Origin of the sequence: Streptomyces sp. NK15101 (genome assembly GCF_020400725.1) — a bacterium.
GTDB lineage: Bacteria > Actinomycetota > Actinomycetes > Streptomycetales > Streptomycetaceae > Streptomyces.
The window spans coordinates 17534-30422 of the sequence record NZ_JAINVG010000044.1; the positions used below are offsets into that span (position 1 = coordinate 17534).

Below are 12889 nucleotides of genomic sequence, written 5' to 3' on the forward strand. Positions count from 1 at the left end.
CCCCTACTCGGCGAGGGCCACGGTGAACGTCCCGCGGGCGGCGGTCCCGTCGGGAAGGCGCCATTCGGCCGTGACCCGACCGCGGGCCGGTGTGCCGTCCGTGCCGGGGCGCAGCACGCGCCGCACCCGGAGCGTCAGCGGTGCGGCCGCGCCGGTCTCCCGTACCTCCACGTCGGTGTGGTCGGCGCCCTCCGTGACCCGTACGGGTTCCGCGTCGGTGCCGGCGGGGGCGAGCGAGGCGGAGACGGTGGGGTCGGCCGTGTCGTCGACGGACTGGTGCTGCGCCTCGGCCCGGCCGGCGAGCAGGGCGTACAACTGGGCGACGAGCACCGGGTCGTGGGTTCCGTCGTAGATCCAGCGCGTGCCGAGGACGCCGTGTTCCGAGGTGCCGATGAGGGCGTGCTCGGCGCCTTCCAGGGGCGCGCCCCGGTAGGTCATCGGGACCAGGTAGGCGACCGCGTCCGGTCCGGTGCCGTCGGTGACGACCATGAACTCGATGCCCACCTCGCCGGCGGGGTCGTCCAGCCGGAAGCCGCCCGCCCTGGCCGGCCGCGGTTCCCCGGCTCCACCGGCGTACCAGGCGCGGGTGGGCAGCCAGGAGGCGAGCAGCTCCAGCTTGGTGGGCTGCATCGTGGTGTGGTGGATGACCGCCATGGTGCGCTTCTCCCTCTCGGTCCGTCGCCGAAGGACCGCAACCTAACAGACGGAACGGGTCGCGGTGCGAGGGCCTCCACGGCGACCTAGCCTGGAGGTGGAGTGTTGTCCCGGCCGGCAGGAGGCCCGCCGTGAGGTACTCGCACACACGGATCCGGCGCGTCTGCGCGACCTTCGCGACCCTGGGGGTCCTCGTCGTCCCCGTGGGCACGGGCGCGGCCCTCGCGGCCGAAGCGCCCGCCCCCGTCGCCCTGGTGGCATCCCCGTCCCCCTCGGCGGACGCGGGCTTTCCGGAACTCACCCCGGCCGTCGCCGCCCGCCTGGACCGGGCGGTCCGGGACGTGATGAAGGAGACGGGCGTCCCGGGCGTCACCGTCGGTCTCTCGGCGCCCGGCAAGGGCACGTACATCCGCTCCTTCGGGGTCGCCGACAAGGCCACCGGGCAGCCCATGGACCCGGGGCTCTACATGCGGATCGGCAGCGAGACCAAGACGTTCACCGTGACCGCCCTGCTCGAACTGGTCGACCGGGGGAAGGTGAGCGTGGACGACCCGATCTCGAAGTACGTCGACGGCGTGCCGAACGGCGACGAAATCACCCTGCGCAACCTGGCGTCCATGCGCAGCGGCCTCTTCAACTACTCGGCGGACGAGGGCTTCTACAAGGCGCTCACGTCGAACCCCGACCGGCCTTTCACCCCGCAGGAGCTGCTCGCCTACTCGTTCAAGCACCCGGTCCAGTTCCAGCCGGGAGCCGAGTTCGACTACTGCAACACGAACCTGATCCTGCTCGGGCTCGTCGTCGAGAAGGTCAGCGGGACGCCGCTGGACGAGTTCGTCCGGAAGAACGTCCTCGCCCCCGCGGGCCTGCGCCACACGGTCTTCCCGACGGACGCCGCGTTCCCGAACCCGCACGCCCACGGCTACACCGTGCAGACCGCCTCGGGCAAGCTGGAGGACTCCACCGACTGGAACCCCTCCTGGGGCTGGGCGGCCGGTGCGATGATCTCGAACCTCCAGGACCTGCGCACCTGGGCCAGGGTGGTCGCGACCGGGACCCTGCTGACCCCGAAGACTCAGGCCGAGCGGCTGAAGACGTACCCCACCGGTCTCGCCGGCGCCGGTTACGGCCTCGGCATCTTCGACGTCCAGGGCTGGATCGGCCACAACGGCTCCCTGCCGGGCTACGAGTCGCTCACGATCTACCTTCCGGAGGCCAGGGCCACGCTGGTCGTCCTGCTCAACACGGACGTCCTGCACGACGGCAACGAGCCCAGCACGCTCTTCGGCCGGGCCGTCACCCGCGTCGTGACACCGGACCACGTCTTCGACATCCCGGCGACGGAGCCCAAGCCGAGTCCGAGCGGAAGCTGACGCGCGTCCCCACCCCACGACCACCCGCCTGTTAATCTCCTCTTTGTCCTGAATGATCCCCCGGCAGTCGTTCGTGCCGCCGCAGAATCGGGAGCAGCAATGACCGGTGGACCCGAGCCCATCAGCGCCGTCGCCCGCGAGGAACTCGAACGCGAGCTCGCCGAGCTGCGCGCCGAACGGGAGGCCGTCGCCGCCACCCTGCGGGACGGCGGTGGCGACGAGGTCGGCGACCGGGCCGACCAGGCCGACGAGTTGCAGCGCGCCGACGACCTCGACCGCCTGAACGCCGACATCCAGGAGATCGAGGGACGGCTCCGGGAGGGATCCGCCGCGCCGGCTCCGTCCTCCGACGCGGTCGGCGTGGGCAGCACCGTGACCGTGCGGTTCGAGGACGGCACCGAGTCGACCGTGCAGATCGGCGAGCTCGCGAACGCCCTGGACGCGACCCTGGTCACCGCGGACAGCCCGCTCGGCCGAGCCCTGCTCGGCCACGGCGCCGGCGACACCGTCACGTACGAGACACCCGAGGGCCGGACGACCGCGGTCGTGCTCTCGCTCGGCTGACGGTGTGCCGGAAGCCGCCGCCTCCGGGCCCGGCCGTCAGGAGATCCGGGAGGCCGACCGCAAGGGCGGCCCGGGGCACACCGTCCTGGTGGCACTGGCCCTCGCGGTGCCCGTCACCAAGTTGGCGTACACGGTCGGCGGCGGCGACGCCGTGCGCGACGTGCTGGTGGGCATGGAGCCGGCGAACTGGCCGGACGTCCTCGTCGGCATGGTGATCACGGACCCGCTGCTCGGGTCCGTCCTCGGCGTCGTCGTCTCCCGGGTGGTCTTCGCCCTGTTCGCCGCGCGCGGGGCGGTCCCCCTCGGCGGCGGGACGGCGCGGGCCGTGCGGCGGGCGGCGCTCACGCTCGTCAACCCGATCGCCGTCGGGGTCATCGACGCCTGTTTCTTCGGGCCGTGGTGGGGGCTCGCCACCGGGCTCGCCGCCTTCGCGCTGCGCCAGGGCGTGGTCGTGGAGCACCGCACGGGACGGCGCCGCCCGCACCACCGGCACGAACGGGACCGGGCCGGGTACGTCGATCCCGGCTACCGGCCGCCCTCCTGGCTGCGCAGGGCCGCCGGTGTGGAGCAGTGGGCGGCGTTGTCCCTGACGGTGGTCGTGCTGCCGTTCCTGGCGTTCGTCTCGGCGCTCGACGGGCAGGCGTGGACGTCGATCGTCGAGTGCCGCGTGGCGGAGGGCGGACGGACCGGGAACGACCGTCTGATCGAGCTGAGCCGCGAGGGGGACGGCGTGGTCGGCTGGAACCTGAACTCCGGACAGATCTCCAACGGGCTCGGCTGCACGAGCGACGGGAGCCGCTACGTGCGCGAGCCGTGGTGGCGTCGCTGACGGCCGCGCCGGTCAGCCCGTGACGATCCCGTTGACGAGGTTGATGGTGGTGGCCAGGATGCTCGCCCCGAAGAGGTACGGCAGCAGGCAGTGCCGCAGGACGACCGCCCGGACGGTGGGGCTGGAGACGTTCGTGTCGGAGACCTGGTAGGTCATGCCGAGGTTGAAGCTGAAGTACAGGAAGTCGCTGTACTTCGGCGGAGCCTGGGAGTTGAAGTCGATCCCGCCCCCGGGTTTCGGGGCGTAGTAGAGGTACGCGTACCGGGTGGCGTACATGAGGTGGAGCGCCCCCCAGGCCATGAAGACGCCGCAGAGCGCCGTCGCGGCCGCCGCGTGGCTCAGGTCGGTGTGGCCGACCAGGAGCAGCACGACGATGCCGACGAGCCCGCACAGGGAGGTCGCGACGACGACGAGCTCCTCGACGACGGGCCGGAACTCCTCGCGCCGGACGTTGTGGTGCGTCGTGGCGGCGTCCATGGGCCACAGGACGATCCAGCCGGTGACGACGAAGAGGGTCTCGGCCGCGGCGATGCCGGCGAGGACGCCCAGCGGGGCGTGGGTCAGGGCGGCGACGACCGCGCCGGCCGCCGCCCCGGCGAGTGCCGAGGCGGCGAGCCGGGGCACGGCGCCGAGGAGCCGTCGGCCCATCGGCTCAGGGCTCCAGGACGACGACGGCCTCGTCCGTGTAGGCGAGGAAGGTCAGGGTCTCCTGGAGGTACAGCTCCACGGTGGTCGCGTCGTGCGCGGTGTAGCCGATCGCCACGTCCTGGCCGATGCGCAGTTCGAAGTCGCCGCCCCGGGTGGAGAGGACGAAGCCGCCGTCGAGGGCGGGCGCCCAGATCGGGGACCCGTCGAGCATCCGGGCGAGGTGGGCCGCGATCGGGTAGCCGTGGTCGGAGGTCTCGCTGACCGCCCGGTACTGGTCGGCGCCGAGCAGCAGGGCGTACGGTCCGTCGACGCCGGCGAGCCGCAGGGCGGTGAGGGCCCGGCTGACCGCGTCGGGATAGTCGCGGGGTTCGGTCGGCAGTCGCAGCACCGGGTTGGAGCTGCGGCCGCGCAGCCCCTCGACGCCGGCGGCCTCGTATCCCTCGAAGACCATGCGGTCCTCGATGAGCGCCAGGGAGCGGGCCGCGTCCTTGACGGGCTGCCAGTCGGAGTCCTTGGAGCCGCGCTCGACGTCGTCGACGGCGGCCCGGTCGACGGTGAACGGCACCCGGACCTCGACGAGGGGCCGCGCCTCGCGCAGCCGTGCCCTGACGCCGGGCGCGGGCGCCCCCAGGTCGGAGAGGTGCCCCGTGCCGACGGCCGAGAGCTCCGGTCCGGCCGGGTCGGGGACGTCGACGACGCGGCGGCCCGCGACGTTGCGGCGGAAGGTGCGGCGGGCCTCCTCCTCGATCTCGGCCCAGGCGGCCGTGGTGATCGGGGCGAGTTCGCGGTGGAGGTTGCTGGTGGACTCGGGGGGCGTCATGGGGCGAGGGCTCCTTTCAGGCTGCCGATGCCCAGGGTCTCCCCGGGTGCCGCGGCGGCCGGCGGGGCGGGGAGGTCGTCGAGCAGGTCGGCGCTCGGCACGAAGAAGAGGCCGCCGGTCACGGCCCGGGAGAAGTCGAGGATGCGGTCCGTGGTGCCGGGGGGATCGCCGAGGAACATGTTGCGGAGCATCCGCTCGGTCACGGCGGGCGTCCGCGCGTAGCCGATGAAGTAGGTGCCGAACTCGCCGGTGCCGACCTGGCCGAACGGCATGTTCGCGCGGAAGATCTGCTGCTGGACGCCGTCCTCGTCGGTGACGGTGTTCAGCGTGACGTGCGAGTCGGCGGGCTTGACGTCGTCGGACAGTTCGATGTTGGACCCCTTGTTGCGCCCGATGACGCGCTCCTGCTGCTCGACGGTGAGCGCGTCCCAGGCGGCCATGTCGTGCACGTACTTCTGGACCACCACGTAGCTGCCGCCCCGGAAGTCCGGGTCCTCGTCGCCGATGTGGACCGCGTCGGCGGCCGTCGCCCCCTCGGGGTTCTCGCTGCCGTCGACGAAGCCCAGCAGGTCGCGGTCGTCGAAGTACGCGAAGCCGTGCACCTCGTCGACGACGGTCACCGCGGTGCCGAGGGCGGCCACGATGTGCCTGGCCAGTTCGAAGCAGAGGTCCAGGCGGCGGGCGCGCAGGTGGAAGAGGAGGTCGCCGGGGGTGGCCGGGGCGCGGTGGCGTGGTCCCCGCAGCGGCGGGAAGGGGTGCAGCTCGCGGGGGCGGGGTCCCCCGACCAGCCGGTCCCACCCCTCGGAGCCGATGCCGGCGACGCAGCTGAGGTACGAGTCGGGGGCGCGGAACGCCACCGAACGGGTCAGTCCCGAGAGGTCCTGGAGCGCCTCCCGCACCGCGGTCTCACCGCCCGGGTTGACGGTGGCCACCAGGAAGACGGCCGCCCCCGAGGGCGGGGTGACGACGGGCTGGGGTACGACCATGACGCTCCCACGAGAGATCGGAAAATACGGAGGAAAGGGACAGCGCCAGCGTAGGTGCGCATGATCCGGTACGCAGCCCGGACACCCGTCACCCGTGGGGTGGCGGGCGCCGGACGGCGGGCTTAGCCTGCCCGAAGGGGTCCCTTTGTCCCATCATGCCCATGCGTCCGCAGGGCGAGAGGGTGAAGCGCCTTGAGCACCGACCAGGACAAGAACCCCACCCGGGACGGGGACCCCGCCCCGGACGATCGGGTGGCCCCGGAGCACCGGGTGGGCCCGGAGCCCGAGGGAGAGCCTTCGTTCCGCCCGTACCACCATCCGGCGGCGGGCTGGGGCGCGGCGAAGAGCGTGACCCGGTTCATGGTGCGCGAGGGCGCCCTTCCGGTGGACGGCCCGCGCGCGGTCATGAAGATGAACCACGAGAACACGGGCTTCGACTGCCCCGGGTGCGCCTGGCCGGACGACACCAAGGGCCTGCACCTGGACATCTGTGAGAACGGCATCAAGCACGTCACCTGGGAGATGACCCGCAAGCGGGTCGGGCGCGACTTCTTCGCCGCCCACTCGGTGACCGAGCTGGCCGGCTGGACGGACTACGACCTGGAGAACGAGGGCCGGCTGACCGAGCCGATGGTGTACGACCCGGTGTCGGACCACTACGTCCCGATCTCCTGGAAGGACGCCTTCGCGCTCGTCGGCAGCACCCTGCGCGAGCTGGAGGACCCGGACCAGGCCTCGTTCTACACCTCGGGCCGGCTGGGCAACGAGGCCACCTTCCTCTACCAGCTGATGGCCCGCGAGCTGGGCACGAACAACCTTCCCGACTGCTCCAACATGTGCCACGAGGCCAGCGGCAGGGCCATGCAGGCGTCGCTCGGCACCGGCAAGGGCACCGTCGACCTGGCCGACTGGGAGACCGCCGACGCGCTGTTCATCATGGGGGTCAACGCCGCCTCCAACGCCCCCCGCATGCTCACCGCCCTCACCGAGGCCCACTCCCGGGGCGCGCAGATCGTGCACGTCAACCCGCTCGTCGAGGCCGCCGCCAGGCGGGCGATCATCCCGCACGACTTCAAGGACATGGCGACCTTCCACGCCACGAAGACGTCCACGCTCGACCTCCAGGTGCGCATCGGCGGCGACATGGCGCTCATCCGCGGGATGGCCAAGGCGATCCTGGAGCAGTCGGCGACCGATCCCAAGGCGCTGGACCAGGAGTTCGTCGAACGGCACACGACCGGCTTCGAGGAGTACAGGGCGGTGTGCGAGGCGACCTCGTGGGAGGAGATCGAGACACAGTCCGGGCTGAGCCGCGCGGACGTCCTCGAGGCGGCGCGGGTCTACCGCGAGGCCGACCGTTCGATCATCAGCTGGTGCCTGGGCATCACCCAGCACGAGCACGGCGTCGACACCGTCCGGGAGATCGTCAACCTGCTGCTCCTCCGCGGCAACCTGGGCCGGGAGGGCGCGGGCCCCTCCCCGGTGCGCGGCCACAGCAACGTCCAGGGCAACCGCACCTGCGGCATCGACCACCGCCCCGGCGAGGAGTTCCTCGACCGGCTCGCCGAGGTCTGCGGGATCGAGCCGCCCCGGGCACACGGTCTGGACACCGTCGGCACCATCAAGGCGATGCACGACGGCGACGTGAAGGTGTTCGTCGGCATGGGCGGCAACTTCGCCCTGGCGGCTCCGGACACCCCGTACACCTACGAGGCGCTGCGCAGGTGCGAGCTCACCGTCCAGGTCAGCACCAAGCTGAACCGCAGCCACGTCGTGCACGGCCGCCGGGCCCTCATCCTGCCCTGCCTCGGCCGGACCGAGAAGGACCACCAGCGCAAGGGGATCCAGAGCACCTCGGTCGAGGACTCGATGAGCATGGTGCACCTGTCCGTCGGCATGAAGCGGCCCGCCTCGCCGCACCTGCTCTCCGAACCGGCGATCATCGCGGGCATGGCGCGGGCCGCGCTGCCGGACAGCGCCACGCCCTGGGAGTGGTACGTCGAGGACTACGACCGCATCCGCGACACCATGGCGAAGGTCCTCGACGGCTTCGAGGACTTCAACCGGCGCGTACGGCTCCCCCTCGGCTTCCGCATCAAGCAGCCCGCCCGCGAACTGGTCTTCCGCACCCCGTCCGGCAAGGCCGAGTTCGCGAGCCCGCCCCTGCCGGACGTGCTTCCGGAGCCCGGCGTCCTGGCCCTGGGCACGATGCGCTCCCACGACCAGTGGAACACCACGATCTACTCCGACAACGACCGCTACCGGGGCATCGAGAACCTCCGCACGCTGGTCTTCATGAACCGGGCGGACATGCGCGAGCGCGGGATCGCCGACATGGCCCCCGTCGACATCACGAGCACCGCCAAGGACGGCAGCCGACGGCATCTGAACGGCTACCTCGCCGTCCCGTACGACATCCCGCGCGGCTGCGCGGCCGGCTACATGCCGGAGATGAACGTGCTGTGCGCCCTGGGCGACTACAGCACCCAGAGCGACCAGCCGATCATGAAGCACGTCAAGGTGACGATCGAGCCCGCTTCCTGACGTCCGGTCACCACCGGCGGGCCAGCCGGTCCAGGAGGAGGTACGCGCGCCGCTCGGCGGCGGCGAGCTCGGTGGGGTCGATCTCGGCCGGCCACAACTCGCCCGCCGCGGCGTCGTCGGCCTCCCGCAGCTCCACCGCGGCCGCCGCGAGCCGCGCCTGTACGAGCGGGAACGACCGCACGGCCCCTTCCCCCAGGGCCCGTTCGGCCCGCTCCGACGCCGCCGTGCAGGCGGCGAGGGCGCGCTCCGCCCGTACGGCCGCCCGGTCGTGGACCACGATCAGCGCGCAGCCGAGCGCGACGCCGACCCCGAGCACGCTGCTCAGCGCCCGGTCCCGCACGAGGGTCCCGGGCGGGGCGGGGGCGGCCAGATCGGTCAGGAGTAGCGCCAGCGGGGTGAGGAAGACGACGCCGAGGCCGTAGTTGCGGGCGACGACGTACTCCAGGAGGAACTCGAGGAGCACGATCACCAGGACGAGCGCCACGGGCTCGGGGCCCAGGGCGAGGACGCCGAGGGCGAGCAGCAGGCCCGCGACCGTGCCGAGGGTGCGCTGCACGGCCCGCTGGGCCGCCGTCCGCACGTTGACCGAGTGGAGGACGGCGGCGGCGGAGATCGCCGCCCAGTAGCCGTGCCCGAGGCCCAGGAGGAGGGCCGCCCCGCCCGCGAGGCCGGTGCCGAGGACCATCCGCAGGGCCGGCACCAGGAGGACCGCCGCGCGGCCGTGGACCGGTCCCGTCACCAGGGCGGCGGCGCGGAGTTCGGCGGCGCGCAGGGTGGTCGGATCGACCGGCACGGGGCCCGGTCTCGGTCCGGGTCCAGGCCCAGGTCTGGGCCCCGGCCCCGGTCCGGGGGCGGGTCCCGGACCGGGTGCAGATACGGGTCCGTGGACGGACGTCCCGGCTCCGGCCGCCTCGCCGTCGGGGCCCGGCCGGGCGGATGTGCCGGCCCGGGCGAGCGGGACGGGGAGCATCAGGTCGGGCAGGATCCGCGGGGCCCGTCGGCGGCGGGCCGCGAGCAGCCCGGCCTGGCGGCGCAGGATGCGGGCCAGGCCGGCGGGGTCGTCCGGCGGACGACGGGTCGAGCCGACGAGCAGCGACCAGGACAGGTCGGCGAGGCGTACGCAGGTGTCGCCCCGCCCGCGCCGCTCGGCGCCCGACGGGGGCAGGACACCGAGCGTGCGGTACGCCTGGAGGACGGCGGCGGTCGCCCGGTGCCGTACGGGCCCGGTCCCGCCGCCCGCCTCCCACAGCTCCGCGAGCTCGCGGAGCGCGGCGGCGACGGCGAGCCTCTGCGGACGGTCCGGATGTACGAGGAAGCCCGCCACGGCGAGGACCCAGGCGACGGCTGCCCCGCACGCGGCCAGGCCGGCCCGGGGCAGGACGTCGGCGGGGGACGGGGCGCCGTTGGCGGCGACCGCGAAGGAGAACAGCAGCAGCACCGCGCCGAGGCCGCCCAGCCGGGCCGCGTCGCAGGCGGACTTCGCGAGCCCGGCGACCAGAGCCGTGGCCACGACCGTCAGCGCGGCGCCCGCTCCCCCGTCCCGGGGCTGCGCCCGGGCGGCGAGCGCCGCGCCGCAGCCGACGCAGGCGGTCATCGCCACGGCGACGACGGCGAGCACACGGGCGCGGCGCGCGTAGGGCAGGTTGCGGCCGAAGGTGGTGGTGAAGGACCCCAGCATGGCGCAGACGGCCTGGTCGGCCCGCCCCGCGAGCGCCATCGGAAGCGCGGGCAGCGCCATGGCGAGCGCGGCGCGCAGGGCGAAGGACAGGGCGCCGTCCACGCCCTGCAGGGCGAGCGCGCCCCTCGGGGAGAGGGCCCGCCCCAGACGGGCGGCGGCGCGCCGCGGTCCGCCCGGCGGGCGCCGGCGACAGGAATTCATGACCCGATCACCCTCGGCGAATTCCTTTCGCGAGTCAAAGAGGCATTTCCGATGACGTCATAGGCATCGCCCGTCCGGGCTTTTCGGGCTGGTCAGCCGCATGAAAAAGCGAGCGATAGGCCGCACCTCTCAGCTCATCGAAAACATCTCTTTGACTTCGCTCCGGAACGGGCCGAATCTGCTCTGCGGCGAGAATCCGATATGTGCGAGGAAATGAGGCGGACCAGAGCATGAGCGGCATAGAGGACCCGGTCGACGACCTGAAGGTCACCCCGCCGAAGACCTGGGCGACGGGACTGCCCGCCGTGACGCACGCGCTGGAGTACTCGCTGAGCCAGACGTCCCCGCGGCGCACCGCGCTGACGCTGCTGAACGTCAACCAGCCCAAGGGCATCGACTGTCCGGGCTGCGCCTGGCCGGAGCCGGCGCCGGGCGAGCGGCACCGGAACGAGTACTGCGAGAACGGCGCCAAGCACATCAACGACGAGGCCACCTCGCGGCGCGTCACGAGGGACTTCTTCCGCGAGCACTCGATCGCGGAGCTCGACGGCATGTCCGACTACCGGCTGAACCAGCAGGGCCGGCTCACCGAGCCGATGGTGAAGCGGCCCGGTGCGACGCACTACGAGCCGATCGACTGGGACGAGGCGCTCGGTCTGCTCGCCGGCGAGCTCAAAGCGCTCGCCTCCCCCGACGAGGCCCTCTTCTACGTCTCCGGCCGGCTGAACAACGAGGCCGCGTTCCTCCTCCAGCTCTTCGCCCGCGCGTACGGCACGAACAACCTGCCGGACTGCTCCAACATGTGCCACGAGTCGAGCGGTTCCGCGCTGTCGGAGACGCTGGGCGTCGGCAAGGGCAGCGTCTCCCTGGACGACATCCACCACTCCGACCTGGTCTTCGTCGTGGGACAGAACCCGGGCACCAACCACCCCCGGATGCTGTCGGCCCTGGAGGAGACCAAGCGCAACGGCGGGCAGGTCGTGGCCGTGAACACGCTGCCCGAGGCCGGGCTCATGCGCTTCAAGCACCCGCAGAAGGCCCGCGGGATCATCGGCCGCGGCACGCCGATCGCCGACCAGTTCCTGCACATCCGCGCCGGCGGCGACCTCGCCCTCTTCCAGGCCCTGAACCGGTTGCTCCTGGAGGCCGAGGACGCCGCTCCCGGCACCGTCCTCGACCGCGGCTTCATCGAGCGGAACACCACCGGTTTCGCCGACTTCGCCGAGCACGCGCGGCGGATCTCCTGGGAGGACGTCCTGAGGGCGACCGGGCTGTCCCGGGAGGAGATCCAGGAGGTCTTCGAGCGGGTGCTGCGCAGCGAGCGGATCATCGTGTGCTGGGCGATGGGCCTCACCCAGCACAAGCACGGCGTCCCCACGATCCGCGAGGTCGTCAACTTCCTCCTCGCGCGCGGCAACATCGGCAGGCCCGGCGCGGGCGTGTGCCCGGTGCGCGGCCACAGCAACGTGCAGGGCGACCGCACGATGGGCGTGTGGGAGCGGATGCCGCAGGGCTTCCTCGACGCCCTGGGGCGGGAGTTCGGCTTCACCCCGCCCGCCCGTCACGGCCTGGACGCGGTGAACGGCATCCGCGCCATGCACGAGGGGCGCGCCAAGGTCTTCCTGGGCGTCGCCGGCAACTTCGTCCGGGCCGCCCCCGACAGCGCGGTCACCGAGGAGGCGATGCGGCGGTGCCGGCTCACCGCGCACGTCTCCACCAAGCTCAACCGCTCCCACACGGTCTGCGGCGAGACCGCCCTCATCCTGCCCACGCTGGGCCGCAGCGACCGGGACGTGCAGGGCGGGGTCGAGCAGTTCGTCACCGTCGAGGACTCCATGAGCGACGTCCACGCCTCCCGGGGCAAGCTGCCGCCCGCCTCCCCCGGCCTGCTCAGCGAGGTCGCGATCGTCGCGCGTCTCGCCCGCCGGACCCTCGGTGACGAACCGGACGTCCCCTGGGAGGAGTTCGAGCGCGACTACGGCACCGTCCGGGACCGGATCTCCCGGGTCGTGCCCGGTTTCGAGGACTTCAACGCGCGCGCGGCCCGGCCGGGCGGCTTCCACCTGCCCCATCCGGTGAACCACGGGGTCTTCCCCACCCCGAGCGGGAAGGCCGTCTTCACCCGCAACGCGTTCACGATGCCGCACGTCCCCGAGGGGCACCTGCTGCTGCAGACCCTGCGCTCGCACGACCAGTGGAACACCGTCTGGTACGCCCCGAACGACCGCTACCGCGGCATCCACGACGCCCGCCGGGTCGTCCTCGTCAACCCGGCGGACCTCGACGCCCTCGGCCTCGCCGACCGCGAGCTCGTGGACCTGGTGGGCGTCTGGCACGACGGCCGGGAGCGGCGCGCGGAGGGCTTCCGGGTGGTCGCGTACCCCACGAGCCGGGGCTCCGCGGCGGCGTACTACCCCGAGACGAACGTGCTGGTGCCGCTGGACAGCGTCGCCGACATCAGCAACTGCCCGACGTCCAAGGGCGTCCTGGTCCGCCTGGAGCCGGCCCGTGCCCCCGTGCCGGAGAGGGGCCGATGGAGATCCGGGTCGGCGGGCGCCCGCTGACGGTGACGATGCGCACCCCGGGCGACGG

At 72.8% G+C, this 12889-nt stretch carries 10 protein-coding genes; 5 read left to right on the forward strand and 5 right to left on the reverse strand.

The genetic code is table 11. From position 1 onward, the window contains the following. Positions 1 to 3 precede the first annotated feature (3 nt). On the reverse strand, positions 4 to 654 hold the full coding sequence (locus K7G60_RS22975; protein WP_225802814.1) for a 1,4-alpha-glucan branching protein: 651 nt from the start codon (positions 652 to 654) through the stop codon (positions 4 to 6). Between the two features lie 131 nt (positions 655 to 785). On the opposite strand from K7G60_RS22975, the gene K7G60_RS22980 reads away from it, so the two are divergent. From K7G60_RS22980 to K7G60_RS22990, 3 genes are all read left to right on the forward strand, one after another. Next, positions 786 to 2027, forward strand: a complete 1242-nt coding sequence (locus K7G60_RS22980; RefSeq protein ID WP_225802815.1) for a serine hydrolase — start codon at positions 786 to 788, stop codon at positions 2025 to 2027. A gap of 99 nt (positions 2028 to 2126) precedes the next feature. Continuing rightward, positions 2127 to 2591 carry a GreA/GreB family elongation factor gene (locus K7G60_RS22985; protein WP_225802816.1) on the forward strand — a complete coding sequence of 155 codons (465 nt, stop codon included), beginning with the start codon at positions 2127 to 2129 and terminating at the stop codon, positions 2589 to 2591. 4 nt (positions 2592 to 2595) lie between these two features. After that, positions 2596 to 3420: a hypothetical protein gene (locus K7G60_RS22990; protein ID WP_225802817.1), complete on the forward strand. Its 825-nt coding sequence runs from the start codon at positions 2596 to 2598 to the stop codon at positions 3418 to 3420. A gap of 12 nt (positions 3421 to 3432) precedes the next feature. On the opposite strand, the gene K7G60_RS22995 is transcribed toward K7G60_RS22990, so the two are convergent. Genes K7G60_RS22995 through K7G60_RS23005 form a run of 3 tightly spaced genes read right to left on the reverse strand, consistent with a single transcriptional unit; the run spans position 3433 to position 5874 of the window. Next, the gene (locus K7G60_RS22995; RefSeq protein ID WP_225802818.1) at positions 3433 to 4068 is read right to left on the reverse strand and encodes a DUF1345 domain-containing protein; all 636 of its coding nucleotides are present in this window, start codon (positions 4066 to 4068) and stop codon (positions 3433 to 3435) included. Between the two features lie 4 nt (positions 4069 to 4072). Then, the gene (locus K7G60_RS23000; RefSeq protein WP_225802819.1) at positions 4073 to 4888 is read right to left on the reverse strand and encodes a family 1 encapsulin nanocompartment shell protein; all 816 of its coding nucleotides are present in this window, start codon (positions 4886 to 4888) and stop codon (positions 4073 to 4075) included. Continuing rightward, positions 4885 to 5874 carry a Dyp-type peroxidase gene (locus K7G60_RS23005; protein ID WP_225802820.1) on the reverse strand — a complete coding sequence of 330 codons (990 nt, stop codon included), beginning with the start codon at positions 5872 to 5874 and terminating at the stop codon, positions 4885 to 4887. Before K7G60_RS23005 ends, K7G60_RS23000 begins: the two co-directional genes overlap by 4 nt. Positions 5875 to 6234: 360 nt before the next feature. Between K7G60_RS23005 and K7G60_RS23010 the strand changes: the two genes are divergently transcribed. Next, positions 6235 to 8418 (forward strand): FdhF/YdeP family oxidoreductase, encoded by a 2184-nt coding sequence (locus K7G60_RS23010; RefSeq protein ID WP_263986214.1) that lies wholly within the window; start codon positions 6235 to 6237, stop codon positions 8416 to 8418. A 7-nt stretch (positions 8419 to 8425) separates the two neighbouring features. On the opposite strand, the gene K7G60_RS23015 is transcribed toward K7G60_RS23010, so the two are convergent. Then, on the reverse strand, positions 8426 to 10297 hold the full coding sequence (locus K7G60_RS23015) for an FUSC family protein (RefSeq protein ID WP_225802821.1): 1872 nt from the start codon (positions 10295 to 10297) through the stop codon (positions 8426 to 8428). Between the two features lie 230 nt (positions 10298 to 10527). On the opposite strand from K7G60_RS23015, the gene K7G60_RS23020 reads away from it, so the two are divergent. Next, the gene (locus tag K7G60_RS23020) at positions 10528 to 12861 is read left to right on the forward strand and encodes an FdhF/YdeP family oxidoreductase (RefSeq protein WP_225802822.1); all 2334 of its coding nucleotides are present in this window, start codon (positions 10528 to 10530) and stop codon (positions 12859 to 12861) included. Positions 12862 to 12889: the final 28 nt, after the last annotated feature.

Coding starts and splice junctions, on each gene's coding strand:
- K7G60_RS22985 (WP_225802816.1), top strand. CDS start 2,127: ATGACCGGTGGACCCGAGCCCATCAGCGCCGTCGCCCGCGAGGAACTC.
- K7G60_RS23005 (WP_225802820.1), bottom strand. CDS start 5,874: ATGGTCGTACCCCAGCCCGTCGTCACCCCGCCCTCGGGGGCGGCCGTC.
- K7G60_RS23020 (WP_225802822.1), top strand. CDS start 10,528: ATGAGCGGCATAGAGGACCCGGTCGACGACCTGAAGGTCACCCCGCCG.
- K7G60_RS23015 (WP_225802821.1), bottom strand. CDS start 10,297: ATGAATTCCTGTCGCCGGCGCCCGCCGGGCGGACCGCGGCGCGCCGCC.
- K7G60_RS23010 (WP_263986214.1), top strand. CDS start 6,235: ATGGTGCGCGAGGGCGCCCTTCCGGTGGACGGCCCGCGCGCGGTCATG.
- K7G60_RS22975 (WP_225802814.1), bottom strand. CDS start 654: ATGGCGGTCATCCACCACACCACGATGCAGCCCACCAAGCTGGAGCTG.
- K7G60_RS23000 (WP_225802819.1), bottom strand. CDS start 4,888: ATGACGCCCCCCGAGTCCACCAGCAACCTCCACCGCGAACTCGCCCCG.
- K7G60_RS22995 (WP_225802818.1), bottom strand. CDS start 4,068: ATGGGCCGACGGCTCCTCGGCGCCGTGCCCCGGCTCGCCGCCTCGGCA.